Here is a 26,610-nt window from a genome sequence, read left to right on the forward strand (position 1 = left end):
TTCGGGCTGCACGATGAGAAGATACGTTATATCATCGCGATACTTCGTCTCATTGCCAGCTCCACGCCATGGCCACCTCATCGCACATCGACGCCCGGCTGTCCCGGGCCGACGCATTCGCCGCCGAGCACGGGCTCGCGTGGACGCCGCTGCGCCGCCAGGTCTACGAACGCGTGCTGGCCGCGCAGCGCCCGATCGGCGCGTACGACCTGCTCGCCGAGCTCGAGCCGCAGCGCGGCCGCGTGCCGCCGACGACCGTCTATCGCGCGCTGGATTTCCTCGTCGAGCACGGCTTCATCCACCGGATCGAATCGAAGAACGCGTTCTTCGCGTGCTGCGAGATCGGCGTGCCGCACGAAGGCCAGTTCCTGATCTGCGACTCGTGCGGCGAGACCGTCGAGATTCCGGGCAGCGACCTCGCGAAACAGCTGTCCGCGAGCGCGCCCGCGCACGGGTTCGAAGTCCACCACCAGGTCGTCGAGCTGAACGGCCTGTGCGGGCACTGCAAGGGCAAGCCCGCGCAACGCTGACACCGCACACGCGCGGCGCACGCGCCGCCCCTTCCAACGAGGAGTTTCATGTCCATTGCCCTGAAGCGCGCGCCGCGGCGTGCCCTGCCGCTTGCTCGTCTGTTCGCCGCCGCGGCCGCCGCGGCCGCTGCGCTGTCGATCGCCTCACCCGCCTTCGCGCAGGCCGCGACCGTCAATGTGGTCGCCGCCGAGAATTTCTATGGCGACGTCGCATCGCAGATCGGCGGCCGCCATGTCGCGGTGACCAGCATCCTCAGCAATCCCGACCAGGATCCGCACCTGTTCGAAGCGAGCCCGAAGACCGCACGCGCGCTGCAGCACGCGCAGGTCGTGATCTACAACGGCGCGGACTACGATCCGTGGATGGGCAAACTGCTCGGCGCATCGAAGCAGGCGAAGCGCGCGACGATCGTCGTGGCGGATCTCGTCGGCAAGAAGGCCGGCGACAACCCGCACCTGTGGTACGACCCGGCGACCATGCCGGCCGCCGCGCGCGCGATCGCGGCCGAGCTCGGCCGTGCCGATCCGGCGAACAAGGCCGACTACGACGCGAACCTGCAGAAGTTCGTCGCGTCGCTGAAGCCCGTCGACGACAAGGTCGCCGCGCTGCGCGCGCAATACAAGGGCGTGCCGGTGACGGCCACCGAGCCGGTGTTCGGCTACATGTCCGACGCGATCGGCCTCGACATGCGCAACCAGCGCTTCCAGCTTGCGACGATGAACGACACCGAAGCGAGCGCGCAGGACGTCGCCGCGTTCGAGAACGACCTGCGCAAGAAACAGGTGCGCGTGCTGATCTACAACAGCCAGGCCGAAGCGCCGATGACCAAGCGCCTGCTGAAGATCGCGCGCGACAGCGGTGTGCCGGGCGTGAGCGTCACCGAGACGCAGCCGGCCGGCAAGACCTTCCAGCAATGGATGGCCGGCCAGCTCGACGCGCTCGCTGCCGCGCTTTCCGCCAGCAAGAAGTGACCCAGTCAACACCATGACCGACACTCCCCACGCACTCGCACTCGATCGCGTCACGCTCGAACTGGGCGGACGCACGATCCTTCGCGACGTGAGTTTCTCGATCGAGCCCGGCGAATTCGTCGGCGTGCTCGGGCCGAACGGCGCGGGCAAGACGACGCTGATGCGCGCGGTGCTCGGTCTCGTGCCCGTCACGGGCGGCACGCTGTCGGTCGGCGGCGTGCCGGTCGCGCGCGGCAACGCGTCGATCGGCTACATGCCGCAGATCAGAAGCGGCCTCGCGAATCGCCGGATGCGCGGCTACGACTTCGTCGCGATGGCCGCCGACGGCCACCGCTGGGGGCTGCCGCACACGAACGCCGCGACGCGGCGCGACGTCGACCGCGTGCTCGACCTCGTCGGCGGCCAGACGCTCGCGCGCCGGCCGCTGTCGGAGCTGTCGGGCGGCGAGCGGCAGCGCCTGCTGCTCGCGCAATGCCTGCTCGGCAATCCGCAGCTGCTGCTGCTCGACGAACCGCTGATCAGCCTCGACCCGAACCACCAGCGCGGCGTCGTCGAACTCGTGCGCAACGTGCAGCGCGAGCTCGGCATCACCGTGCTGTTCTCCGCGCACGAACTGAATCCGCTGCTGAACGCGCTCGACCGCGTGCTGTATCTCGGCAACGGCGTCGCGGCGCTCGGCACCGTCGACGAGGTCATCACCAGGCCTGTGCTGTCGCGGCTCTACGGCTCGCCGATCGACGTGATGCGCGTGAACGGCAAGATCTTCGTGATGTCGGGCGACGTCGAGATCGAGAAGCACGACCACGAACACGAGGACGACGACGGCCACTCGCACGGCGGTGGCGGCGGACACGGCCATCACCACCACGGACACGCTCACCCCGGGCATTCGCACGATGTTTGAATACGACTTCATGATCAACGCGTTCGCCGCGTCGGGAATCGTCGCGGTGCTCGCGGGCATCGTCGGCTACTTCCTGGTGCTGCGCGGACAAACCTTCGCCGGCCATGCGCTGTCGCACGTCGGCTTTACCGGCGCGACGGGTGCGGTGCTGCTCGGCATCTCGCCGATCTGGGGGATGGTCGGCTTCACGCTTGCGGCCGGGATCGGCATGGGCGCGCTCGGCGAAAAACTCGCGGGCCGCGACGTCGCGATCGGCGTGATCCTGTCCGGCGCGCTCGGCTTCGGTTTGTTGTTCCTGCACTTCTATACGTCGTTCGCGACGCAGGTCACCGCATTGCTGTTCGGCAACGTGCTCGCGGTCAGCCGCGACACGCTCGCGGTGCTGGCCGGCATCGGCGCGGTGAGCCTCGTCGCGCTCGCGCTGATCGCGCGGCCGCTGCTGTTCGCGTCGCTGCAGCCTGAGCTGGCCGAAGCCAAAGGCGTGTCGCTGCGCACGGTGTCGGTGCTGTTCCTCGCGGTGTGCGCGCTCGCGGTGGCGGCGGCAACGCAGATCGTCGGCGTGCTGCTCGTGTTCACGCTGCTGGTCGGGCCGGCCGCGGCCGCGCAAAACGTGTCGACGCGGCTGTCGACCGGCGTGCTGCTCGCCGCGCTGTTCGCGCTGTTCGAGGCGTGGGCCGGGATCGCGCTCGCGTATCACACCGACTGGCCGACGAGCTTCTGGATCACCGCGCTGTCCGCGCTCGTGTATGGCGCGAGCCTGTTGCGGCGCCACTGATCGTCGAGCGACGAAAACCAAAACGCCGGCGTAGCCGAAAGGCCGCCGGCGTTTTTGCATGCGCGCGCGACGTGCGGCGCGCACCGCGGGTCACGCGTGCCGCACCCCGCTCACAGTACGAGCACGCGTGCGTGATGCGCGATGTGATCGGCGATGAACGTCGAGATGAAGTAGTAACCGTGGTCGTAGCCTGCATGGCGGCGCAGCGTCAGCGGCTGGCCGGCCTTCGCGCACGCGGCTTCGAATACGTCCGGGCTCAGCTGGTTCGCGAGGAATTGATCGGCGAGGCCCTGGTCGACGAGGATGCCGTCCGCGAACTTCGGCGCATCCGCGCGCGCGACGAGTTCGCTCGCGTCGTGCTGCTTCCACGCGTCGCGATCGTCGCCGAGGTAGCCCGAGAACGCCTTCTCGCCCCACGGGCAACGCGTCGGCGCGGCAATCGGCGCGAACGCCGACACCGATCGGTACAGGTCGGGGTGACGCAGCGCGAGCGTCAGCGCACCGTGCCCGCCCATCGAGTGGCCGAAGATCCCGAGCCGCGTGCCGTCGATCGGCAACTCGGCCGCGACAAGCTCGCGCAACTCGCCCGTCACGTAGGACTCCATCCGGTAATGCGTCGACCACGGAGCTTGCGTCGCGTCGACATAGAAACCCGCGCCGACGCCGAAATCCCATGCATCGGTCTCGCCCGGCACGCCCGCGCCGCGCGGGCTCGTATCGGGCATCACGAGCGCGAGGCCGTGCTGCGCCGCGTACTGCTGCGCGCCGCCCTTGATCGCGAACGTCTCCTCGGTGCACGTGAGCCCCGCGAGATAGAACAGCGTCGGCACGCGACCGTGCGCGGCCTGCGGCGGCAGGTACACCGAGAACTTCATCGGCAGGCCGATCGCCTTCGAATCGTGGCGATAGAAGCGTTGCTCGCCACCGTGGCAAGCATGCGAAGTAACGAGTTCGAGCATGGAGTTCCCTTCCGTTCAATACAGCACGATCGGGCGAATCGATTCGCCCGTCTTCATCGTGTCGGCGCCGCCGGGGAGCGTCTCGAGCGGCAGCGCGTGCGTGATCAGGTCGGGCCGTGCCGCGCGACACGGCGATACCGGAGCGTGCCCGTCATGATCCCCGATCCCGCCGCCCGTCGCGTGCGGGAAACAGCCGCCGGCTTGCCGCGACGCGTCACCGCTGGCGCGACAGGACAAGTGCCCGAGTTTAAACGCCGGTCGTGAACCACGCATCCGTTCGCGCATACAGATCGACGAAACGCGCATGGCGTGCGGCCAGCGCGCGATCGTCGTGCGGTGCGGCGACCGGCGACGCGGTCGGCGCCAGCGTGCGCAGCGCGTCTTCGCGCCAGTGTCCGATCGCGACGCCCGCGAGCAGCGCGGCGCCGCGCGTCGCGGCGTTCGGGCAATCGACCGCGTCGAGCGACGCGCCGAGCGCATCCGCGAGCAACTGACGCCAGCGCGGATCGACCGAGCCACCACCGGCGAGGCGCAGCGTCGTCACCGGATCGACCCGGTTCGCATCGCGAATCGCATCGAGCCCCGCGCGCAACGCGAATGCGACGCCCTCGAACGCGGCGCGCATCATCGCGCCGCGCGTGTCGCCGAGCCCGAGACCGAGCCAGCCGCCGCGCGCGTCGGGATTCATCCACGGCGAACGCTCGCCCGTCAGGTACGGCAGGAAGCAGAGCCGCTCCGACGCCGGCCGGGCGAACGCGTCGTCGTACGCATCCGGCCAGCCCGGATAGCCGAGCCAGCCGCGCACGGCTTCGAGCGCGAGCCCGACGTTCTGCATCGCGGCCATCGTGTAATAGCCGCCGCCCGCCGCCGTGCGATAACGATGCAGCCCGCGCCGTGCGGGCGGCAACCTGTCCGCGAGGACGACGATCTGGCCACCGCTGCCGGTGGTCAGCAGCGCGTCGCCGGCCGCGACGAGTCCGCTGCCGAGCGCCGCGCACGCCGTATCGGCCGCCCCCGTCGCGAGCGGCACGCCGGCCGGCAGCCCGAGTGCCGCCGCCGCCGTCGCATCGAGCACACCGCAGCGCGCACCCGACGCCCGCTCAGGTGCGAACCGGTCGACGGGCAAGCCCAGCGCGTCGATCAGCGCCGAATCCCACGCGCCGTCCGGCGTCGCGAGCGCCGTCGCGCATGCATCGCTCGGATCGGCCGCGATCTCGCCGCCCAGCGCGACGCGCAGCCAGTCCTTCGGCTGCACGGCCCAGCGTGCGTCCCGCAACGCGTGCGGTTCGTGTGCGGCCAGCCAGCGCAACAGGGGGCCCGCCATGCCGGGCGCGACGGGATTCGGCGCGTCCGGCCAGTCGGCCGCGTCCGCTTCGCGCACCGCGCGCGTATCGGGCCACAACAGCGCGGGCCGCACCGGCTGCCCGGCCGCGTCGATCAGCACGACGCCATGCATCTGGCCGGAGAAGCCGATCGCCGCGACCTGCGCGCGCTCACCGGCCGGCAGCCGCGCAGCGGCGCGCACGAGCGCCTGCCACCACACGTCGGGGGCAATTTCCGCCCAGCCCGGCTGCGGCGACGACAACGCATAGGGTTGGCTCGCAACCGCGCGCTCGACGCCATCGGCATCAAGCGTGACGAGTTTGACGGAGCCGGTACCGAGGTCGATTCCGAGCAGGCGCATGACGGGTTGGCGTATTCGAGTGAACGGATATCGATGATAGCGGGATCGCGACATGCGGCCCGACTTGCTCGGCGTTTTTGACACCCTGGCGACGTGAAAAACGCAGCCGCGCACCATCGGTTTCACCCGGCCACGCGTTACGCGCCAGAACGGCCGCCAGCGGGTTAACCCGGCGCGATTTTCCACCGGTCGTTTTTTCCACTATGCCACGGTCGCGATACACACCATAAAGCCGCCGATATTTGACATGGCGGCATGCACTATTTTGAAGGGCTATAAAACCGGGGAACCTCACTCCCGCGGCAGTTTCCCGATGATCGACACCCTGTTTCATGCCGAAATGGCATATCGAACCAGCAAAGAACGGAATAGAACCCAGTGCTCTTGTTGCAATGTTCCATTCCGCATAACTTCGTATCACCCCGAAAACAAGATCATGGAGTGAGACAGATGCAATCGAACACGGTCCATCCGTGCGATGAGGTGCTGCCGACCGGCAAGCTTGTAACGCTTGGTCTGCAGCACGTCCTCGTCATGTACGCCGGCGCCGTAGCCGTGCCGCTTATCGTCGGCGGCGCGCTGAAGCTGCCGAAAGACCAGATCGCGTTCCTGATCAGCGCCGATCTGTTTTCGTGCGGCATCGCCACGCTGATCCAGACGCTCGGCCTGTGGATCTTCGGGATCCGCCTGCCCGTCATCATGGGCTGCACGTTCGCGGCCGTCGGCCCGATGATCGCGATCGGCACCAACCCCGGCCTCGGCATTCTCGACATCTTCGGCTCGACCATTGCCGCCGGCATCATCGGCATCGTGCTCGCGCCGATGATCGGCAAGCTGTTGCGATTCTTTCCGCCGGTCGTCGTCGGCACCGTGATCGCGGTGATCGGGCTGTCGCTGATGGAAGTCGGGATCAACTGGGCAGCGGGCGGCGTCGGCAACCCCGAATACGGCAGCCCCGTCTACCTCGGCCTGTCGCTGCTCGTGCTCACGCTGATCCTGCTGATCAACAAGTTCGGCCGCGGCTTCATCGCGAACATCTCGGTGCTGCTCGGCATCGTCGCCGGCTTCGTGATCGCGTTCGCGATCGGTCGCGTGAATACCGACGGCGTCGCGCACGCACCGTGGGTCGGTTTCGTGATGCCGTTCCACTTCGGCCTGCCGCATTTCGACCCGCTGTCGATCGCGACGATGGTCACGGTGATGTTCGTCACGTTCATCGAATCGACCGGCATGTTCCTCGCGGTCGGCGACATGGTCGATCGCCCGGTCAACCAGGAGCGCCTCGTGCGCGGCCTGCGCGTCGACGGCCTCGGCACGCTGATCGGCGGCATCTTCAACTCGTTTCCGCATACGTCGTTCTCGCAGAACGTCGGCCTGATCGGCGTGACGGGCGTGAAGAGCCGGTTCGTCTGCGCGACGGGCGGCGTGATCCTGGTGCTGCTCGGCCTGTTCCCGAAGATGGCGCAGGTCGTCGCATCGGTGCCGCCGTTCGTGCTCGGTGGCGCGGGTATCGTGATGTTCGGGATGGTGGCCGCGAACGGCATCAAGGTGCTGTCGAAGGTCGACTTCGTCGACAACTCGCACAACCTGTTCATCGTCGCCGTCAGCGTCGGGATGGGCCTCGTGCCGGTCGTGTCGCCGCACTTCTTCTCGAAGCTGCCGCCCGCGCTCGCGCCGATCCTGCACAGCGGTATCCTGCTCGCGTCCGCCACCGCCGTGATCCTGAACGTCGTGTTCAACGGCGTGAAGGCAGAGAAGGACGCACGTTGCGAGATTCGCCGCGCAGGGCACGACTTCGACGGACGCCCGGCCGACGTGCACCACTGATCGATCCGCCCCGGATGCGCCGGAGCATGGCGCGATACGGTAGAGGAAAAACGCCACGGCTTGCCGTGGCGTTTTGCTTTGTGGCGAGTGGTTGGGCGGCGATAGCAGTGGTGCCGGTGATGACGATCCGCGGTCGCTGCAAACCAAACTGGCCGCAAAAAAACGCCACGGACTTTCGTCCGTGGCGTTGTCGTATCCCGGGAACCGCGACCTCGGCGAACCGGAGCGGTCGCCCGCCCCTGCCCGCCTTCGTGCTTACCCGTTCGTCGCCGCTGCCGACGCAGGCGCCGGTGCGGCCGCCTTGTCGTAGTCGACCGTTTCGTCCGGTGCGCGCGGCGTCTCGCCGGCGCGCTGGATCCAGCCGCCGCCCAATGCGCGGTAAAGCGTGACCAGGTTCGTCCAGCGTGCCAGACGCGCGCTGATCAGCGACTGCTGCGCCGAGTACAGGTCGGTCTGCGCAGTCAGCACCGACAGGTAGCTGTCGACACCATTCTTGTAGCGCAGGTCCGACAGGTCGAAGCGACGCTGCTGCGCGTGCTCGTTTCGCTCGAGCGCGGCGATCTGCTGATCGTACGTGCCGCGTGCAGCCAGCCCGTCCGACACTTCGCGGAACGCCGACTGGATCGCCTTCTCGTAGTTGGCGATCTCGATACGCTTCTGCACGTTCGCGAGGTTCAGGTTCGCGATGTTCTGCCCGCCTTCGAAGATCGGCATCGTGATCTGCGGCGCGAACGACCACGCCGCCGTGCCGGCCTTGAACAGGCCGCCGAGCGTCGGGCTGCCGGTGCCGAACGCGCCCGTCAGCGAGATACGCGGGAAGAACGCCGCGCGTGCCGCGCCGATGTTCGCGTTCGCGGCCAGGAGCGTCTGCTCGGCCTGCATCACGTCAGGACGACGCGTCAGCAGGTCGGACGGCAGACCGGCCGGCACGTCCGTCAGCAGGTTCTGCGCATCGAGCGGCATGCCCGCCGGCAGATCGTCCGGCAGCGGCTCGCCGATCAGCAGCACCAGCGCGTTCAGCGCCTGCGCACGCGCACGCGCCTGCGCCTGCTGGTTCGCGAGCGCCGTCTCGACGACCGTCTGCGCCTGACGCAGCTCGAGCTCGGAGCCCGTGCCGTTGTCGAACTGCAGCTTCGTCAGGTCGTACGACGCCTGTGCCGTCTTCAGCGTGTTCTCCGTGACCTGCAACAGGTCATCGGTGGACAGCAGCGTCAGGTACTGGTCCGCGACCTGCGACACGAGCGAGATCTCGGCAGCCTGCCGCGCATACGACGTCGACAGGTACTGCGCGAGCGCCTGGTCCTTCAGGCTCTGCACGCGGCCGAACAGGTCGAGTTCCCACGACGCCGAAACGCCGACGTTGTAGGCGCGCGAGATATACGGCGCACCCGTCTGCGACAGGCCCTGCGGCACGCGCTGGATGCTGCCCGTGCCCGTGCCGTCGAGCGTCGGGAACAGGCCCGCGCGCGTGATCTGGTACTGCGCGCGCGCGGCCTCGATGTTCAGCACCGACACGCGCAGGTCGCGGTTGTTCTTCAGCGCGATCTCGATCAGCCGCTGCAGGCGCGGATCGACGAAGAATTCGCGCCAGCCGATGGCGGTCGCCGCCTGGCCGTTCGCGCTGCGCGCGCCGGCAGCGCCCGGCTGCGTCGCATAGACGCCGCCGGCCGGGTACGCCTGCGCAACGGGCGCGTCGGGCCGCTTGTAATGCGGCGCCATCGTGCAGCCCGTGGCAAAGAGCGCGACCGCGATTGCAGTCAAAGCGTGTTTTTGCATCATCACTGTCCCTTGTTGCCTTCGTCGCCGTTGCCCGGCTTCTCTTCGTGGTGCGAGTGCTCCTGAGCGAGGCGCAGCGCCTGGTCGACGTCTTCCTTCTCGCCGCTGAAGATCGCGCGGATCTTCACGAAGAACATCGGGATCATGAAGATCGCGAGGAACGTCGCCGTGATCATCCCGCCGATCACGCCCGTGCCGATCGCGTGCTGGCTCGCCGAACCCGCGCCGTTGCTGATCGCGAGCGGCATCACGCCGAGAATGAACGCGAGCGACGTCATCAGGATCGGACGCAGCCGCAGGCGCGCTGCTTCCAGCGCGGCCTCGATCGGCCCCATCTTCTCCGTCATCTGCAGTTCGCGCGCGAATTCCACGATCAGGATCGCGTTCTTCGCGGACAAGCCCACGGTGGTCAGCAGGCCAACCTGGAAGAACACGTCGTTCTCAAGGCCGCGCATCGTCGCCGCGAGCAGTGCACCGATCACGCCGAGCGGCACCACCATGATCACCGAGAACGGGATCGACCAGCTTTCATACAGCGCCGCGAGACACAGGAACACGACGAGGATCGAGATTGCGTACAGAATCGGCGCCTGCGAACCCGACTGGATTTCCTGGAACGACAGACCGGTCCACGAATAGCCGATACCGACCGGCAGCTTCTTCGCGAGCCCTTCCATCGCGGCCATCGCCTGGCCGGTCGACTTGCCCGGCGCGGCCTGACCCTGGATTTCCATCGCCGACACGCCGTTGTAGCGCTCGAGCTTCGGCGAACCGTACGTCCAGTGACCGGTCGCGAACGCGCTGAACGGCACCATCCCGCCCGACCCGTTGCGCACGTACCAGATGTTCATGTCCTCCGGCGTCATCCGGAACGGCGCGTCGGCCTGCACGTAGACCTTCTTGATCCGGCCGTCGGTGTCGAGGAAGTTGTTCACGTACTTCGACGCCCACGCGATCGAGAACGTCTGGTCGATCGCATCCGCCGTCACGCCGAGCGCATTCGCCTTCTCGCGGTCAATGTCGACCTTGTACTGCGGCGTGTCGTTCAGGCCGTTCGGGCGCACGCCCTGCAGCGTCGGATCCTTCGAGGCCATCCCGAGAAGCTGGTTACGCGCGGCCATCAGCGCGTCGTGGCCAAGACCGGCGTTGTCCGTCAGCTCGAAGTCGAAGCCCGCGGCCGTACCGAGTTCGGGAATCGACGGCGGGTTGAACGGGATCACGATCGCGTCCTTGTAGCCCGCGTAGCGCCCGAACATCCGGCCGATCAGCGCCTGCACCTTCTGGTTCGCATGCTGACGCTGCGAGTAGTCCTTCAGTCGCACGAACACGAGACCCGAGTTCTGGCCGCGACCCGCGAAGCTGAAGCCGTTGACCGTGAACGCCGATTCGACGATTTCCTTCTCGTCCTTCAGCAGGTAGTCGGAAATGTTCGCGAGCGTCTTCGCGGTCGTTTCCTGCGTCGAGCCCGACGGCGTCTGCACGATCACGAACATCAGGCCCTGGTCTTCATCCGGCAGGAACGACTTCGGCAGGCGCACGAACAGCAGGCCGACCGCGACGATCACGACCAGGTAGATGATGAGCCAGCGGCCCGAACGCTTGATCACGTGGTGCACGCCGACGTGGTACTTGTCGCGGCTGTTGTTGAACGTGCGGTTGAACCAGCCGAAGAAGCCCTTCTTCTCTTCGTGATGCCCTTGCGGGATCGGCTTCAGGATCGTCGCGCACAGTGCGGGCGTCAGAATCAACGCGACCAGCACCGACAGCACCATCGCCGACACGATCGTCAGCGAGAACTGACGATAGATCGCGCCGACCGAACCGCCGGAGAACGCGACCGGCACGAACACCGCCGACAGCACCAGCGCCACGCCGACGAGTGCGCCGGTGATCTGGCCCATCGCCTTGCGGGTCGCCTCCTTCGGTGACAGGCCCTCTTCCGCCATCACGCGCTCGACGTTCTCGACCACCACGATCGCATCGTCCACCAGCAGGCCGATCGCGAGCACGAGGCCGAACATCGACAGCGTGTTGATCGAGAAGCCCACGAGCGACATGATCGCGAACGTGCCGAGCAGCACCACCGGCACCGCAATCGTCGGGATGATCGTCGCCCGCAGGTTCTGCAGGAACAGATACATCACGAGGAACACGAGCACGATACCTTCGAGCAGCGTCTTGACCACTTCCTCGATCGACAGCTTCACGAACGGCGTCGTGTCGTACGGATACTTCACGACGAGGCCGTGCGGGAAGAACGGTGCGAGCTCGTCGATCTTCGCGCGCACGGCCTTCGCGGTCGCGAGCGCGTTCGCGTTGGTCGCGAGCTGGATACCGAGTGCCGCGGTCGGCTGACCGTTGTACTTCGTGTCGAAGTTGTAGTTTTCGCCGCCGAGCTCGATCTTCGAGACGTCCTTCAGGCGAACCTGCGAGCCGTCCTGGTTGACCTTCAGCAGGATGTTGCCGAACTGCTCGGGCGTCTGCAGCAGCGTCGATTCGGTGATCGTCGCCTGCAGCATGGTGCCCGGCTTGGCCGGCGTGCCGCCGATCTGACCGCCCGCGATCTGCACGTTCTGCGCGGTGATCGCCGAGCTCACGTCGACCGGCGTGAGGCCGTAGTTCGTCAGGCGGGTCGGGTCGAGCCAGATCCGCATCGCGTACTGCGAGCCGAACAGCGTGACGGTGCCGACGCCGTTCAGCCGGCTGATCGGATCCTTCACGTGCGACGCCACGAAGTTCGCGAGGTCGTACTTGTTCATGCTGCCGTCTTCGGAGTTGAAGGCGAGCACCAGCAGGAAGCTGCTGCTCGACTTCGTCACCGACAGGCCGAGCTGCTGCACGACCTGGGGCAGAACCGGCGTCGCGAGCGACAGCTTGTTCTGCACCTGGACCTGCGCGATGTCGGCGTTGGTGCCCGGCGCGAACGTCAGCGTGATCGTCGCGTTGCCCGAGTCGTCACTGGTCGACGACATGTACAGGAAGTTGTCGAGACCGCTCATCTGCTGCTCGATCACCTGCGTCACCGTGTCTTCCACCGTCTTCGCGGAAGCGCCCGGGTAGTTCGCGGTGATCTGGATCGATGGCGGCGCGATCGTCGGATACTGCGAGATCGGCAGCGTGAAGATCGCCGCGACCCCGGCCAGCATCAGGATGATGGCGATCACCCACGCGAAGATCGGGCGATCGATAAAAAACTTTGCCATGAAACAGGCTCCCTGTTATTGCGCGCTCGAAGCAGCGGCGGCACTCGCCGGCGCGGCGCCCGATGCGGCGGCACCGGACGCGGCGGCGGCGCCGGAACCGGCGGCAGCCGGCGCGGCGGTGGCAGCGGCGACACCCGATGCGGCACCGGCCGCCGGGGCGAGTTGTGCCGCCACCGACTTCACGGTCGCGCCCGGACGCACCTTCTCGCCGCCCTGCACGATCACGTGGTCGCCCGCCTGCAGACCGCCTTCGACGATCCAGTCCTGGCCGCGCATGCCCGACGTCTTCAGCGTACGCGGCTCGACCTTGTTGCTCGCGTTCACCACCATCGCGATCGCCTGGCCCTTCTGGTCATGCGTGACGCCGATCTGCGGCACCAGGAACGCATTCTCGTTCACGCCTTCCTCGATACGCGCACGCACGAACATCCCCGGCAGCAGCACGCGGCCCGGGTTCGGGAAGACCGCGCGGATCGTCACCGAGCCGGTTGCCTGGTCGACCGTCACGTCGGAAAACTGCAGCTTGCCGACTTCCGAATACGTCTTGCCGTCCTCGAGGATCAGCGACACCTTCGCCGCGCCCGGGCCGCTCGTCTTCAGGCGGCCGCTCTGCACGTCCTGGCGCAGCTTCAGGCCCTCGAGGCTCGATTGCGTGAGGTCCACGTACACGGGGTCGAGCTGCTGCACCGTCGACATCAGCGTCGCCTGGCTCGCCTGCACGTAGGCGCCCGGCGTCACTTGCGAAATGCCGACGCGGCCCGTGATCGGCGAGACCACGTCCGTGTAGCCGAGGTTGATCTGTGCGGTATCGACCGCCGCCTTGCCGGCCGCGACGTCCGCCGCGGCCTGCCCCTGGGTGGCCACCGCGTTGTCGTAGTCCTGCTTGCTGACCGCGTTCGCGGCCACGAGCACCTTGTAGCGCGCGACCAGCGCGTTCTGCGTGACGAGGTTCGCCTGCGCCTTCGCGAGCGTCGCCTTCGCGCTGTTCAATGCCGCGATGTACGGCGCCGGATCGATCTTGTACAGACGCTGGCCAGCCTTGACGTCGGTGCCTTCGGTGAACTCACGACGCAGCACGATGCCGTCGACCCGCGCGCGGACCTGCGCGACGAGGAATGCGCTGGTGCGGCCCGGCAGTTCGCTGAAGACCGGCACGGCTTGCGGCTGGACGGTGACGACGCCGACTTCCGGCGTTTGCGGCGGCGGTGCCGATTCTTTTTTTCCGCATGCAGCCAGAAAAACCGCGGCTGCCGCGACAGTGATCAAGCGGTATGGAACCCGTTCGACGCGCATGGAGCGACCTCTGTGTATAACCAATGGAATAAGTGCAGCACCCGACGGGAGCGCAACACGGATGCGCCTCGCGGCGCAGATCGAACACCTGAATTACTGGACTACTGGATACAGCAAGTCGGCACGAGACCTCCATGCCGACGAGATGCCGCGAACTGCGGACTGGTACTTTGGCGGGAATCAGCAGAGTGGGATATTAACTGATTGCCACTTTGGTCATTCGATCGTAGGGTGGTATTGTATATACATTCACGAATGTATGTAAAAAGCCCGCTCGCCCGTCGCCAACCGCTAGGTCTTACGAATTATTACCAGTCGCAAGCATAGCCCGTCCGCACAGCGACGACGAGGGTTGCCGACCCTATATTCACCTACGATCGATCCATTCAGGCCTGCACATGGTCAGACGCACCAAGGAGGAGGCGCTCGAGACGCGCAACCGCATTCTCGACGCCGCCGAACACGTGTTCTTCGAGAAGGGCGTGTCGCACACGTCGCTCGCCGACATCGCCCAGCACGCCGGCGTGACGCGCGGCGCGATCTACTGGCATTTCGCGAACAAGAGTGAGCTGTTCGACGCGATGTTCGACCGCGTGTTCCTGCCGATCGACGAGCTCAAGCGGATGCCGCTCGACGCACCCGGCGGCAATCCGCTGGAGAAAATCCGCAAGATCCTGATCTGGTGCCTGCTCGGTGTACAGCGCGACTCGCAGTTGCGGCGCGTGTTCAGCATCCTGTTCATGAAGTGCGAGTACGTCGCGGACATGGAGCCGCTGCTGCAGCGCAACCGTGCGGGGATGAGCGAGGCGCTGCACGCGATCGATGCCGATCTCGCGGGCGCCGTGCGGCTCAAGCTGCTGCCCGAGCGGCTCGACACATGGCGCGCGACGCTGATGCTGCACACGCTCGTCAGCGGTTTCGTGCGTGACATGCTGATGCTGCCCGACGAGATCGATGCCGAGCAGCATGCGGAACAGCTCGTCGACGGCTGCTTCGACATGATGCGTTACAGCCCGGCGATGCTGAAGACGAGCGACTGACCGACGGCCCCTCCGCCGGCGCGCCGCAGGCCGTGTCATCGCGACCGGCCGGTCGAACCGGCCACGCGCAGACGGCGGCACCGCTCCGCCCGGTCGCCCCTGCCCTCCCCGATTCGCTCAGGCGGCCTTCGCGCGTTGCGCGCGGGCCCGCCGGTTCGACGCGGCCACCGAATCGCGCGCCGGCATCGCCGCGCCGCCGAGCCCCGCGATCCATTCATCGGTCGACATCACGGCCGCGAAATTAGACTGAAACACGACCGTGTACGCGCGGTGAATCTCTTCAGCACTCGCCGCACCCGCGCCATTCACGTACGGCAACGCGCCGGTCGCGTCCGCCAGATACTCGACGGCGAGCCCCGCGTGCGCCGCGTGATAGACCGTCGATGCATTGCAGTTGTGCGTCATGTAGCCGGCGACCGCGAGCGTGTCGATGCCGTGCGCGTCGAGCCATGCGGCAAGATCGGTGCCGGCGAACGAACTGGCCTGCGCCTTCACGATCAGGTGCGCATACGGCCGGTCGGCGACGACCGGATGCAGCGCGACGCCGTCCGTCCCCGGCGCGAAGATCGGCGCACCCGCCGGCGCGACGTGCTGGACGACGATCACGGGCACGCCCGCCGCGTGCGCGGCGTCGATCGCACGGCCGATGTTCGCCAGCGATGCGTCGGCGGGCGGATACTCTATCGGCAGGTTGCCCGTTACGTATTCGTTCTGGACATCGATCACGATCAGCGCGCGGCGGGAAGCGGAAGGCAATATGGCATTCGACATGGCAGGCTCCGGTTTCGGCAGCGCCGCCCCGCTCCGGAACGGGGCGGCCAGCAGCGCGATGCGATGCATTGTCGGATCGCATCGCGCAGACGGACAGTGGCCCGATAGCCATTCTTCGATAGAATCGGGCCATCGCCATTCCGGAGCCCGTCATGCGCGCCGCCGCGTCGTCCGTTGCCCCTGCCCCGACCGTCGTCGCCGTGATCGCGTACGACGGCATCAGCCCGTTCCACCTGTCGGTGCCATCCGTCGTGTTCGGCAAGGAACGCGATGCGGCCGCGATGCCCACGTTCGAGTTTCGCGTGTGCTCGGCCGAGCGCGGCCCGCTGTCGACGACGGGCGGCTTCACGATCACCGCGCCGTACGGGCTCGATGCGCTCGACGACGCGGACATCGTCATCGTGCCGGCATGGCGCGATCCCGACGAACCGCCGCCTGACGTGCTGGTCGATGCAGTGCGCGCGGCCGCCGCGCGCGGCGCGCAGGTCGTCGGCCTGTGCCTCGGCGCGTACGTGCTCGCCGCGGCCGGGCTGCTCGACGGACGCCCGGCCACGACGCACTGGGCATGGGCCGACGACTTCGCCCAGCGCTTTCCGCGCGTGAAGCTCGACCCCGATGTGCTGTACGTCGACGACGGCAACCTGATGACGTCGGCCGGCACGGCCGCGGGGCTCGACTGCTGCCTGCACGTCGTGCGGCGGCGCTTCGGCTCGGACGCCGCGAACCGGATCGCGCGCCGCCTCGTGATCCCGCCGCACCGCCAGGGCGGGCAGGCGCAATACGTGCCGCAGCCGGTTGCCGCGCACCCGCGCGATGCGCGGCTCGCGGGCCTGCTCGACTGGGTGCGCGCGCATCTGGACATCGCGCACAGTGTGGATTCGCTCGCCGAACGCGTGCTGATGAGCCGGCGCACGTTCACGCGCCACTTCCGCCAGGCGACGGGCACGACCGTCACCGCGTGGCTGCAGGCCGAGCGGCTCACGCGCGCGCAGCATCTACTGGAAACTACGGGACAATCGATCGACGCGATCGCGCAGGCGGCCGGCTACGGCTCGAGCGTATCGCTGCGCCAGCATTTCGCGGGCTCGCTCGGCACGTCGCCATCGGCCTATCGGAGGGAATTTCGCGGCGCCGGGCCCGATGCGCGGCGCTAATGGCCGCCGCGCCGCCGGCGTCCGGCCGGGTAACGCGGTGGCACGCCGGCCGCTCAGACGCCGTTGATCCAGCGCGCCGCATACAGCAGCAGCGCGACGAACACGACGATCGCCGCCCACGCCCAGACGGGCAGCGGGCCGGATTCGCGATGATGCACGGCGCTCGCGACGCGGCCGCTCAGCGCGCCGCCAAGGTGCGGCGGCAGCGGACGCTTCGCCGCGGCCATCAGCGACGCGGGCCGCAGGAACACATGCTGGCGACGTTGCGGGCGCGAACGCGCGCGGTTCGGCACGAGACCGTGCTTCGCCTGCACGACCGCGCAGAATTCGCGGAAGAAATCGTCGGTCCACGCGAACAGCGCATTCTCGATCTGCCGCGCCGGCAGTTCGGCAAGCGGGCCGCTCGCCGTCGCCCACACCACATATTCGATACGTGTCGCGGCCGCGTCGTCATCGTCCGGCCGCAGCACCAGCTCGACCTGCCCGCGCACCGCGCCGAGGCCGTCGGCCCGCGCCTTGAAGTTGAGCACGCGGCGCGGCTGGCCTTCCGCGTCGCCCTGCTCGCTCGCCAGATGCGCACGCACGTCGTAGCGGGCACGCAGCGGGCCGAGCGGCACCGTGATGGTCAGCGCGAACTCGCCGTGCGCGTGCTTCACGAACGATTCGCAATGGTCGAAGCTCGCCCGCAGCAACGCGAGATCCTCGAGTGCCTCCCGCACGACGGCCGGCGCGAGCGGTACGCGTAACGTGTCGTTCAGTTCCATGATGCCTCCCCGATGAACACGCGCCGCATCAGGACGTCTCGATGAGACTGTCGACCCGCGCGACATCGAAGGCGACGTAGTGCGCAAGCGCGGACGCGGTCTCCCCCGGTTCCTCGTAACTCCATGCGGCGTTCTCGATCACGCCGTCTTCCGTCTGCAGGTTGAAATACACGGCACGGCCCCTCAGCGGACAATCCGTCGTGACGCTCGACATCACGAGCCTGTGCATGTTGACGTCGCCGCGCGGCAGGTAATGGATGTCCGGCAGGCCCGTTTCGCGCACGGTCAGCGCGCCGTGTGAATCGGCATACGTGATGCCGCGATGGATCACGCGCACGCGATGGCGGTTCGGTACGATTTCCAGGCGAGGGTCGGCAGCATCGGACATCGTTTCTCCTCCGGACGGCGGCCCCGGCGGGCAAGCCGGGCGCAGGAAACGAAAAAGCCACGGCACAGGTGCCGTGGCTCTCATTATGGGCGAAACCGCCTCCGATTGCGCGGCCTGACCGCGCCCGCGCGCGATGCGCTACTGCGCACTCCACTGGAACGCGGCCTTCGCCCCGCCCTTCGCACCGACCGTGACCGCGCGCGATTCGTCGCTGCCCTGGTACGCCGCATGCACCGTGTAGCGCCCAGGCGGCAGCTTGACGAGCATGTACGGCCCGCGCGCGTCCGTCGTCAGCAGCTCGGTGCCCTTGCTGTCGACGATCCGCACATGGACGTCGGCCAGGTATTCGCCGCCCTTGCCGGTGAAGCGCAGTGCGAGCGGCCACGCCGCCTCGTTCTGCTCGAATGCCGTCGATTGATCCTTGCCGATGCCGCCTGACACGTAGCTGACATCGCCCTGCTGGCTCGCCGCGGGCAAGCCGTCCGATTGTGCGTACGCGCCGGACGCGGCGACGGCGCAGCCGGCAGCCAGCGCCGCGGCGGCGGCAAATCGGGACACGTTGCGTAGATATTGCATGGCTCCCTCCTTTCGGGTCGGAACACGGCACCACGGGTCGAACGCCGGCGGCGCCCGCCAAGGCCGGCGAGGCCGGCCCGCAGCGGCCGCCGGTCAGCTCAGGTCGACCGGCACGAAGATCTGTGCATTATCGCGCTGGATCAGGAGAGCAAGACTGTTGCCCGCTCCCTTGACCGCGTCGCGCAACTGCTCGGGGCTCGTGACCGGGCGGCCGTTCACCGCGAGGATGACGTCGCCGGGCTGGATGCCCGCGCTGGCCGCCGGGCCGCCGGCCTGCTGCACGATCAGCCCGTGCGACAAGCTGGTTGCGCTGCGCTCCTGCGGCGTGAGCGGACGCACCGCGACGCCGAGGCGCCCCTGCTCGACGGGGCCGCCGTCGTTCGAGGCCAGCTTCGCATCGGTCATCGCGCCGAGCGTCACGCTGATCGACTTCCTCGACTTGTCGCGCCACACCTGCAGATCGACCATCGAGCCCGGCTTCAGGTTCGCGATCTGCGCGGGCAGCGACGTGGAGTCGGCGACCGGCGAGCCGTTGACCGCGAGGATCACGTCGCCCGGCTGCAAGCCCGCCTTCGCGGCCGGGCCGTTCGGGTCGACCGAACTGACGAGCGCGCCGTCCGGCTTCTGCAGTCCGAACGAGCTCGCGAGCGTCTGGTTCAGCCCCTGCACGGCGACGCCGAGGCGGCCGCGGCTCACGTGCCCCGTCTTCACGAGCTCGTCCTTGACCTTGATCGCCTCGTTGATCGGAATCGCGAACGACAGGCCCTGGAAGCCACCCGTCTGCGAGTAGATCATCGAGTTGATGCCGATCACCTCGCCCTGCAGGTTGAACAGCGGGCCGCCCGAGTTGCCGGGGTTCACCGGCACGTCGGTCTGGATGAACGGCGTGTAGTTCTCGTCGGGCAGCGAACGCGATTTCGCGCTGATGATGCCGGACGTGACCGTGTTGTCGAAGCCGTACGGCGAACCGATCGCGACGACCCACTGGCCGACCTTGCTCTGCGCCGGGTCGCCGATCTTCACGGTCGGCAGGCCGCTCGCGTCGATCTTCAGCACCGCGACGTCGGATTGCTTGTCGGCGCCGACGACCTTCGCCTTGTACTCGCGCTTGTCGGTCAGCTTGACCGTGACGACGTTCGCGCCGTCGATCACGTGCGCGTTGGTGAGGATGTACCCGTCCGCGCTGACGATGAATCCCGAACCGAGGCTCGCGCTCGGCTGGTCGTCCGGCTGCGTGTCGCCGCCCATGCCCGGCACCTGGCCGTAGAAGTGCTTGAAGAACTGGTAGAACGGATCGCTCGGATCGATCGGCAGCTGCGGCTGTGGCACACGCCGCGACACCTGCTTCACGACGTGCTTCGCGCTGATGTTCACGACGGCCGGGCCGTAAGTTTCGACCAGCCCGGAGAAATCGGGAATGCCGGTCTTCGCCGCGGCCTCGGCCGGCATGAGCGCGGCGGCCTGCGCGGGCGTGATGATCTGCGGATCGGCGCGGCGGGTGCCTGCGACATAGCCGGCTGACAGGGCAGCCGCCACGGCGACCGCGACGGCGCCGCGCGCAAGGAATCGGGTGTTCATCGTAGGACCTCCTCGTTGTTAGGACGCAGCGTAACGACCCTGACTTAAAGGAGGCTTAATCGACCTTAAACGGGGCTTAGGCCGCCACCCGCGTGGTTCGTCATACGGATTCGGACACCTGCGGCGCCTGCGCCGGCATCTCGGCGTCTCGGAACACGACGCTCACGAGCAGGCCGCCCGCGGCCGCGTCGCCGAGCGTCACCGTCGCGCCCTGCTGCGCCGCGACGCGCTTGACGATCGCCAGCCCGAGCCCGCTGCCCGACACGTCGGCGCGCGCCCGCGCGGAGCTGTCCCGGTAGAAGCGGTCGAACACGCGCTCGCGCTCGTCCGCCGGGATGCCGGGGCCGCTGTCGCCGATCTGCACACATACGCGGCCGGCCGCGTCGCGGGTCAGCGACACGTCGATGCGGCCGCCGTCCGGCGTGTACTTCACCGCGTTGTCGAGCAGGTTGCCGAACATCACGCGCAGCGCGCCGACATCCGCGACGACGGTCGCCGCGCAGCTCTCCTCGAAGCCGAGATCGATGCTGTGCCGTTGCGCGAGCGGTGCATGCGCGGCCACGCATTCGACGAGCAGCGCCTGCAGGTCGACCGGCTCGCGCATCGTGGCGCCGTCCGGTTCGGCTCGCGCCAGCGCGAGCAACTGCTCGGCGAGGCGCGTCGCGCGCGTGACGCCGTCCTGCAGATCGGCGACCGCCTCGCGGCGCGACGTATCGTCCTTCGCGCGCGCGACGAGCTGCGCCTGGATCTGCACGGCCGCGAGCGGCGTGCGCAGTTCGTGCGCGGCATCGGCGACGAAGGCCTTCTGCGTGTCGAGCGCCGCCGACAGCCGCGCAAGCAGCCCGTTCAGCGCACGCACGAGCGGCTGCACCTCGAGCGGCAGACGCGAATCGGGTAGCGGATCGAGCGCTTCGGGCCGGCGCGTCTCGACCGCGCGCGTCACGCGGCCGAGCGGCGCGAGCCCGCGCCCGACGATCACCCAGACCGCCGCGCCGAGGAACGGCAGCAGCACGATCAGCGGCCACAGCGTGCGCAGCGCCACGTTCGCCGCGAGCCGGTTGCGCACCGACAGCGGCTGCGCGAGCTGCACGACGTTGTCGCCGACGATCGCGCCGTACACGCGCCATTCGCCGCGATCGGTGCGCTCGGTCGAGAAGCCGAGCTCCGCGCGCGGCGCGATCGGCGCACGTGGATGCGAGAAGTACATCAGCACGCCGTTGCGGTTCCAGATCTGGATCACGATGCCTTCGTCGCCGTTGGTGCGCGAACCGAACACCTGCGAGAACGGCTCGGACGGCAGCGCCGCGGCGATTTCCTGCAGCTGGTAGTCGAACAATTCGTTCGCCTCGGCGAGCGCCTGCCGGTAGATGAGCCAGCCCGCGGCGCCCACGCCCGCGACGACGATCGCGAGCAGCCAGATCAGCAATTGATGACGAATCGACCTCACGCGTCAGCTTTCCTTGACGACCATGTAGCCGAGCCCGCGCACGTTGCGGATCAGGTCCGAGCCGAGCTTCTTGCGCAGCGCGTGGATGTAGACCTCGACCGTGTTGCTGCCGATCTCCTCGCCCCAGCCGTACATCTTTTCCTCGAGCTGACTCTTCGACAGCACCGCACCGGGCCGCGCGAGCAGCGCCTCGAGCAGCGCGAACTCGCGCGCGGACAGCGCGACGGGCGCGCCGTCGAGCGTCACCTGGTGCGCCGCGGGATCGAGCGTCAGCGCGCCGTGACGGATCAGCGACTCGCTGCGCCCTGCCTGGCGGCGGATCAGCGCGCGCATCCGCGCGCCCAGTTCGTCGAGGTCGAACGGCTTGACGAGGTAGTCGTCGGCGCCCGCGTCGAGCCCCTTCACGCGATCGGCCACCGCATCGCGCGCGGTGACGATCAGCACCGGCAGCGACAGCCCGCGCGCGCGCAGCGTGCGCAGCACGTCGATGCCGTCGCGCTTCGGCAGGCCGAGGTCGAGCAGCAGCAGGTCGTACGTCTCGCCGCCGAGCGCCGTGAGCGCGGCGTCGCCGTCCTGCACCCAGTCGACTGCGAAGCCGTCGGCGCGCAACGCTTTGCGTACGCCCTCGGCAATCATTCGATCGTCTTCAACAAGCAGAATCCGCATCGGAGCTGGAACCCATCGGGCGAGTGAAACATGGCGACCATTGTAGCGCCGCGAATCGCGTGCGCCCCGTGCAATGCAACAGAAAGGCGGATCGCCGGGAGCGTGTCCGCACTTGTCTCTACAATGTGCGCTCCGGCGCCGCGCGCGCTCTGCCCGAATCCCGTGCTTTTCCCGTATTCGCCCATGCCGATTTCCGAACTTTCCGCCCGGTTCGCCCCCCGCGCCCGCCCCTTCCTGCGCGCGGCCGCCGTCGTCGCCACCTGCACGGCCCTTGCGTTCGCACCGCCCGCGCAGGCCCGCAAGAAGTCCCACAAGGAGGCGCGCAAGACCGCCGTCGTGTCGCCCGCCGCGCGGGCGGCCGGCCTGCCGGCGTCCGTGCTCGTCGCGCTGCAGCGCGCGAAGGTGCCGGCCTCGGCGATGAGCGTTGTGGTCGAGCGCGTCGGCGATCCCGAGCCGCTGATCGCATGGAATGCGAACCGGCCGATGATGCCGGCGTCGACTATGAAGCTCGTCACGACCTTCTCGGGCCTGTCGATCCTCGGCCCCGACTACCGCTGGCGCACCACCGCGTACGCGGACGGCCCGGTCGATCCGGACGGTACGCTGCAGGGCAACCTGTACATCAAGGGCACCGGCGATCCGAAGCTCGTACCGGAGGAACTGATCGACCTCGTCGACAAGATCCGCAAGGCCGGCATCAAGCGCGTGGCCGGCGGCCTCGTGCTCGACAAGAGCTATTTCGCCGCGTCGACGCGCGACCTGCCGTCGTTCGACGACGACGCCAGCGCACCGTACAACGTCGGCCCCGATCCGCTGCTGTACGCGTTCAAGGCCGTGTCGTTCACGGTCACGCCGGGCGACGACGGCAAGGTCGCCGTCGACGTGCTGCCGCCGCTCGCGAACCTGTCGATCGACAACCAGCTGGTCGAAGGCAACGGGTCGTGCGGTGCGGCGGCGGCCGCCGCGCGTCCGACGCTGTCGGCCGGCGGCGGGATCATGACCGCGTCGTTCGCCGGCGACTATCCGCTGCGCTGCGGCGCGCACACGACCAACCTCGCGATCCTCGATCACACGACGTTCTTCGCGCGCGGCTTCCTCGCGCTGTGGCAGCAGGACGGCGGCACGATCGCGGGCCCCGTCAGCGAAGGCAAGGTGCCGACCACCGCGCGCCCGCTCGCCGTCCATCACAGCCCCGTGCTCGGCAGCATCGTCTACGACATCAACAAGTTCAGCAACAACGTGATGGCGCGCAACCTGTTCCTGACGATCGGCGCGGCCGCCGGCAAGCCGCCCGCGAGCCCCGAGCAGTCGAGCCACGCGATTCACGCGTTCCTGCAGAAGAGCGGAATCGCGATGCCCGACCTCGACCTCGAGAACGGCTCGGGCCTGTCGCGCGAGGAGCACGTCAGCGCGCAGTCGCTCGCTGCGCTGTTGCAGGCCGCGAACTCGAGCCCCGTCGCGCAGGCGTTCATCGATTCGCTGCCGATCGCCGGCATCGACGGCACGATGAAGAACCGCCTGACCAACGCCGGCGTGCTCGGCAACGCGCACATCAAGACCGGCACGCTGCGCGACGTGCGCGCGATCGCGGGCTACGTCGCGGGCGCAGACGGCCAGAGCTACGTCGTCGTCAGTTTCATCAACGACGATCACGCGGAAGCCGCGCGCGCCGCGCATGACACGCTGCTCGAATGGATCTACGCGGGCGCGCACTGACGACGCACTCGCCGCGGCGCGGCGCACGCAGGCCCCGCTGTCGGCTTGCGTAGATCGCGGGGAGACACCGTGCATCGGGCGCCCCGTCCTCGGGGATTTCGCCCTGTGCAGTTTGAAACGCCCTCGGCCGCCGGCGCGCCGCGCACGGCCCGCCAGATGTGCCCGCAAAACGGGGCCGCACCGCGAGGCCCCGTTCCGCATGACTTCCGTAGAAACCCTGTCCTCAGAGGGAACCCTCTACGCTGCCCCCTCGCCTAGCGCGTGGCGATTGCGTAGGCTGTTGGCCTGACCGATATCTACAACGGGCCGTACGCCCGGCCTCACGGCTTGCAGGGGAAAGGAGGAGACACGTCCATGCGATTCGACGTCGAATTGCTTCTGCTCGCGCTGGCGCCCGTCTTCCTGCTCTGCATCGCGTGGGAAGCCTGGCACCTCGCCCGCACGCGTGCGCAGGACCATGTCTATGCGTGGCGCGACACGCTGTGCAACGCGGCGCTCGCACTGATGCACCAGGGCGCCGACAAGCTCGCGTGGCTGTTCGTGATCCCCGTTTATGCGTACTGCTACGCACATTTCCGGCTGTTCACGTGGCACGACGGCTGGCTGTCGTTTGCCGTGCTGTTCGTCGGCCAGGACTTCCTCTACTACGTGTTCCATCGCGCGAGCCATCGCGTACGCTGGCTGTGGGCCGCGCACGTCGTGCATCACTCGTCCGAGCGGATGAATTTCTCGACCGCGTTCCGGCAGAGCCTGATGTATCCCGTCGCAGGCATGTGGGCGTTCTGGCTGCCGCTCGCGTTCGTCGGCTTTCCGCCGCAGCAGATCGTCGGCATCGTGCTGATCAACCTCGCGTTCCAGTTCTTCGTGCACACGCAGGCGATCGGCAAGCTCGGCTGGCTCGAATACGTGCTCAACACGCCGTCGATCCATCGCGCGCACCATGCGCGCAACCCCCGCTACATCGACCGCAATTACGCAGGTGTGCTCGTGATCTGGGACCGCCTGTTCGGCAGCTACGTCGAGGAGTCGTCCGACGATCCGCCGCAATACGGGATCGTCGAGCCGCTCGGCTCGAACAACCCGCTCGTCGCGACGTTTCACGAGTGGGTGTCGATGGTGGCCGACGCGTTGCGCGTCCACGGATGGCGCAACAAGCTGCGCGCGATTTTCGGCCCGCCCGAATGGGCGAGCGCTTATCATGCGCAGATTGCCGAGGCCGCAAACCACGATCCGCGCACCGTGCCGCTTGCGGCCGTGCGCGACCAATAACCGCTTCAGCCAACGGCCGCCGCGCAGCCCGGATCCGAGCAGGCGCGCGGCAGATGAGAAACACATCGGGCCATATCTACGAGGAGATCGAACGATGCAGTCACAACAACAATTCCCGTCGCGCAACCGTCAACGCCTGCTGCGCACCGTGCAGGTCGCGATCGCGGGCGCCGCGCTCGCCCTGCTCGCCGCGTGCGGCGGCGGTGACAACAACAACAGCAGCGCGTCGAACACGCCGCCGTCCGGCGTGAAGATGCAGGTCGTGTCGTTCGGCGACAGCCTGTCGGACGCCGGCACCTACTCGCAGATCAAGCTTGGCTTCGGCGGCGGCCGCTTCACGACCAACCCCGGCCAGGTGTGGACGCAGGACGTCGCGCAGTATTACGGCGACACGCTGCAGCCCGCGAACCAGGGCGGCTTCGGCATTCCGCTGCAGGCCACGGGCGGCCTCGGCTACGCACAGGGCGGCTCGCGCGTGACGCTGCAACCGGGTCTCGGCCACGCGGACTCGAGCGTGCCGAACGCCGACTACGCACAGGCCACGACGACGCCGATCGCCGACCAGGTCAAGCAGTACCTGACGCAGCGCGGCAGCTTCAACGCGGGCCAGATCGTGCTGGTCAACGGCGGCGCCAACGACATCTTCTATCAGGCACAGGTCGCGCAGGCGCAGGGCAACACGCCGGCCGCGCAGCTCGCGGCCGCGCAGGCGATCGGCCTCGCCGCGCAGCAGCTCGGTGGCATCGTCCAGCAGATCGTCGCGGCGGGCGCATCGCACGTGTTCGTCGCGACGGTGCCGGACATCGGCGGCACGCCGCTCGCGCTGCAGGGCGGCGCGCAGACGCAGGCCGCATTCACGCAACTGTCGGGGCTGTTCAACCAGACGCTGGTCGGCACGCTCGCCGCGCTGAAGGTCGACACGACGAAGTACGCCGTGGTCGACGCGTTCAAGTGGCAGGACGGCATCGCGGCCAACTACCAGGCGAACGGCTTCAGCGTGTCGAATACCGACACCGCATGCAACCTGAAGGCGATGGTCGCGGCGGCGACCCAGTACGGCGTCGCGGATGCAACCGCCTTCGGCTCGTCGCTGTTCTGCTCGCCGCAGACCTACACGACCGCCAACGCGGACCAGACTTACATGTTCGCCGACTTGGTCCACCCGACAACGCGCCTGCACGCGCTGTTCGCGCAGTACGTCGAGCAGCAGATCGCGGCCTCGGGCGTCGGCAAGTAAGCCGAGCGCCACGCGCACAAACGAAAACGCCCGACCGGTTCGCCGGTCGGGCGTTTTTCATTTCACGAGCGGATACGAACG

General features: G+C 68.0%; 23 protein-coding genes. 10 read left to right on the forward strand and 13 right to left on the reverse strand.

Annotated elements, in window-relative coordinates; translation table 11 throughout:
• Positions 1 to 68 precede the first annotated feature (68 nt).
• The 4 genes from BTE28158_RS00200 to BTE28158_RS00215 are packed head-to-tail and all read left to right on the forward strand — an operon-like array spanning position 69 to position 3,181.
• Positions 69 to 530, forward strand: coding sequence for a Fur family transcriptional regulator (locus BTE28158_RS00200; protein ID WP_059607956.1), 462 nt, complete (start codon positions 69 to 71; stop codon positions 528 to 530).
• A 48-nt stretch (positions 531 to 578) separates the two neighbouring features.
• Positions 579 to 1,502 carry a metal ABC transporter solute-binding protein, Zn/Mn family gene (locus tag BTE28158_RS00205; protein WP_059607955.1) on the forward strand — a complete coding sequence of 308 codons (924 nt, stop codon included), beginning with the start codon at positions 579 to 581 and terminating at the stop codon, positions 1,500 to 1,502.
• Between the two features lie 13 nt (positions 1,503 to 1,515).
• Positions 1,516 to 2,406 carry an ABC transporter ATP-binding protein gene (locus BTE28158_RS33180; protein WP_059607954.1) on the forward strand — a complete coding sequence of 297 codons (891 nt, stop codon included), beginning with the start codon at positions 1,516 to 1,518 and terminating at the stop codon, positions 2,404 to 2,406.
• The gene (locus BTE28158_RS00215) at positions 2,399 to 3,181 is read left to right on the forward strand and encodes a metal ABC transporter permease (RefSeq protein ID WP_059607953.1); all 783 of its coding nucleotides are present in this window, start codon (positions 2,399 to 2,401) and stop codon (positions 3,179 to 3,181) included. The genes BTE28158_RS33180 and BTE28158_RS00215 overlap by 8 nt, the downstream gene beginning before the upstream one ends.
• A gap of 110 nt (positions 3,182 to 3,291) precedes the next feature.
• Here BTE28158_RS00215 and fghA read toward each other — a convergent pair whose 3' ends face one another.
• Genes fghA through BTE28158_RS00230 form a run of 3 tightly spaced genes read right to left on the reverse strand, consistent with a single transcriptional unit; the run spans position 3,292 to position 5,824 of the window.
• Positions 3,292 to 4,140: an S-formylglutathione hydrolase gene (gene fghA / locus BTE28158_RS00220; protein WP_151051486.1), complete on the reverse strand. Its 849-nt coding sequence runs from the start codon at positions 4,138 to 4,140 to the stop codon at positions 3,292 to 3,294.
• 15 nt (positions 4,141 to 4,155) lie between these two features.
• The gene (locus BTE28158_RS33045; protein ID WP_170296474.1) at positions 4,156 to 4,377 is read right to left on the reverse strand and encodes a hypothetical protein; all 222 of its coding nucleotides are present in this window, start codon (positions 4,375 to 4,377) and stop codon (positions 4,156 to 4,158) included.
• A 10-nt stretch (positions 4,378 to 4,387) separates the two neighbouring features.
• Complete coding sequence (locus tag BTE28158_RS00230) at positions 4,388 to 5,824, reverse strand: xylulokinase (protein ID WP_174919606.1); 1,437 nt, start codon at positions 5,822 to 5,824, stop codon at positions 4,388 to 4,390.
• Positions 5,825 to 6,274: 450 nt separating this feature from the next.
• Between BTE28158_RS00230 and BTE28158_RS00235 the strand changes: the two genes are divergently transcribed.
• Positions 6,275 to 7,651 carry a nucleobase:cation symporter-2 family protein gene (locus BTE28158_RS00235; RefSeq protein WP_170296486.1) on the forward strand — a complete coding sequence of 459 codons (1,377 nt, stop codon included), beginning with the start codon at positions 6,275 to 6,277 and terminating at the stop codon, positions 7,649 to 7,651.
• Positions 7,652 to 7,906: 255 nt separating this feature from the next.
• Here the strand turns inward: BTE28158_RS00235 and BTE28158_RS00240 are convergent, their stop codons facing one another.
• Genes BTE28158_RS00240 through BTE28158_RS00250 form a run of 3 tightly spaced genes read right to left on the reverse strand, consistent with a single transcriptional unit; the run spans position 7,907 to position 13,923 of the window.
• Positions 7,907 to 9,430: an efflux transporter outer membrane subunit gene (locus BTE28158_RS00240; RefSeq protein WP_059607948.1), complete on the reverse strand. Its 1,524-nt coding sequence runs from the start codon at positions 9,428 to 9,430 to the stop codon at positions 7,907 to 7,909.
• Entirely contained in the window at positions 9,430 to 12,630 is a 3,201-nt protein-coding gene (bpeB, locus tag BTE28158_RS00245; RefSeq protein ID WP_151052135.1) for an efflux RND transporter permease BpeB, read from the reverse strand. Before bpeB ends, BTE28158_RS00240 begins: the two co-directional genes overlap by 1 nt.
• Positions 12,631 to 12,645: 15 nt before the next feature.
• The gene (locus BTE28158_RS00250) at positions 12,646 to 13,923 is read right to left on the reverse strand and encodes an efflux RND transporter periplasmic adaptor subunit (protein WP_124621422.1); all 1,278 of its coding nucleotides are present in this window, start codon (positions 13,921 to 13,923) and stop codon (positions 12,646 to 12,648) included.
• Between the two features lie 398 nt (positions 13,924 to 14,321).
• Here BTE28158_RS00250 and BTE28158_RS00255 point away from each other — a divergent pair, with 398 nt between their 5' ends.
• Positions 14,322 to 14,963, forward strand: coding sequence for a TetR family transcriptional regulator (locus tag BTE28158_RS00255; RefSeq protein WP_059607945.1), 642 nt, complete (start codon positions 14,322 to 14,324; stop codon positions 14,961 to 14,963).
• A gap of 117 nt (positions 14,964 to 15,080) precedes the next feature.
• On the opposite strand, the gene BTE28158_RS00260 is transcribed toward BTE28158_RS00255, so the two are convergent.
• Positions 15,081 to 15,734, reverse strand: coding sequence for a cysteine hydrolase family protein (locus BTE28158_RS00260; protein ID WP_151051269.1), 654 nt, complete (start codon positions 15,732 to 15,734; stop codon positions 15,081 to 15,083).
• A gap of 152 nt (positions 15,735 to 15,886) precedes the next feature.
• Here BTE28158_RS00260 and BTE28158_RS00265 point away from each other — a divergent pair, with 152 nt between their 5' ends.
• Complete coding sequence (locus BTE28158_RS00265; RefSeq protein WP_151051267.1) at positions 15,887 to 16,888, forward strand: helix-turn-helix domain-containing protein; 1,002 nt, start codon at positions 15,887 to 15,889, stop codon at positions 16,886 to 16,888.
• 53 nt (positions 16,889 to 16,941) lie between these two features.
• Here the strand turns inward: BTE28158_RS00265 and BTE28158_RS00270 are convergent, their stop codons facing one another.
• The 6 genes from BTE28158_RS00270 to BTE28158_RS00295 all read right to left on the reverse strand — a co-directional run bounded on the left by BTE28158_RS00270 (position 16,942) and on the right by BTE28158_RS00295 (position 22,307).
• Positions 16,942 to 17,652 (reverse strand): SRPBCC family protein, encoded by a 711-nt coding sequence (locus BTE28158_RS00270; protein ID WP_151051265.1) that lies wholly within the window; start codon positions 17,650 to 17,652, stop codon positions 16,942 to 16,944.
• 28 nt (positions 17,653 to 17,680) lie between these two features.
• Positions 17,681 to 18,040 (reverse strand): DUF427 domain-containing protein, encoded by a 360-nt coding sequence (locus BTE28158_RS00275; protein ID WP_124900972.1) that lies wholly within the window; start codon positions 18,038 to 18,040, stop codon positions 17,681 to 17,683.
• Positions 18,041 to 18,178: 138 nt separating this feature from the next.
• Complete coding sequence (locus tag BTE28158_RS00280; protein ID WP_124900971.1) at positions 18,179 to 18,616, reverse strand: carboxypeptidase-like regulatory domain-containing protein; 438 nt, start codon at positions 18,614 to 18,616, stop codon at positions 18,179 to 18,181.
• Between the two features lie 93 nt (positions 18,617 to 18,709).
• Positions 18,710 to 20,194, reverse strand: coding sequence for a DegQ family serine endoprotease (locus BTE28158_RS00285; protein ID WP_151051253.1), 1,485 nt, complete (start codon positions 20,192 to 20,194; stop codon positions 18,710 to 18,712).
• A gap of 100 nt (positions 20,195 to 20,294) precedes the next feature.
• The gene (locus tag BTE28158_RS00290) at positions 20,295 to 21,641 is read right to left on the reverse strand and encodes an ATP-binding protein (protein ID WP_151051251.1); all 1,347 of its coding nucleotides are present in this window, start codon (positions 21,639 to 21,641) and stop codon (positions 20,295 to 20,297) included.
• A gap of 3 nt (positions 21,642 to 21,644) precedes the next feature.
• A complete protein-coding gene (locus tag BTE28158_RS00295) occupies positions 21,645 to 22,307 on the reverse strand; it encodes a response regulator (RefSeq protein WP_059506787.1) in 663 nt (220 codons plus the stop codon).
• A 183-nt stretch (positions 22,308 to 22,490) separates the two neighbouring features.
• Here BTE28158_RS00295 and dacB point away from each other — a divergent pair, with 183 nt between their 5' ends.
• From dacB to BTE28158_RS00310, 3 genes are all read left to right on the forward strand, one after another.
• Positions 22,491 to 24,023, forward strand: coding sequence for a D-alanyl-D-alanine carboxypeptidase/D-alanyl-D-alanine endopeptidase (dacB, locus tag BTE28158_RS00300; RefSeq protein WP_151051249.1), 1,533 nt, complete (start codon positions 22,491 to 22,493; stop codon positions 24,021 to 24,023).
• Between the two features lie 354 nt (positions 24,024 to 24,377).
• Entirely contained in the window at positions 24,378 to 25,292 is a 915-nt protein-coding gene (locus tag BTE28158_RS00305; RefSeq protein WP_151051247.1) for a sterol desaturase family protein, read from the forward strand.
• Positions 25,293 to 25,386: 94 nt separating this feature from the next.
• Positions 25,387 to 26,529, forward strand: coding sequence for an SGNH/GDSL hydrolase family protein (locus BTE28158_RS00310; protein WP_151051245.1), 1,143 nt, complete (start codon positions 25,387 to 25,389; stop codon positions 26,527 to 26,529).
• Positions 26,530 to 26,610 lie beyond the last annotated feature (81 nt).

The organism is Burkholderia diffusa (genome assembly GCF_902499115.1).
GTDB classification, from domain to species: Bacteria; Pseudomonadota; Gammaproteobacteria; order Burkholderiales; family Burkholderiaceae; genus Burkholderia; species Burkholderia diffusa.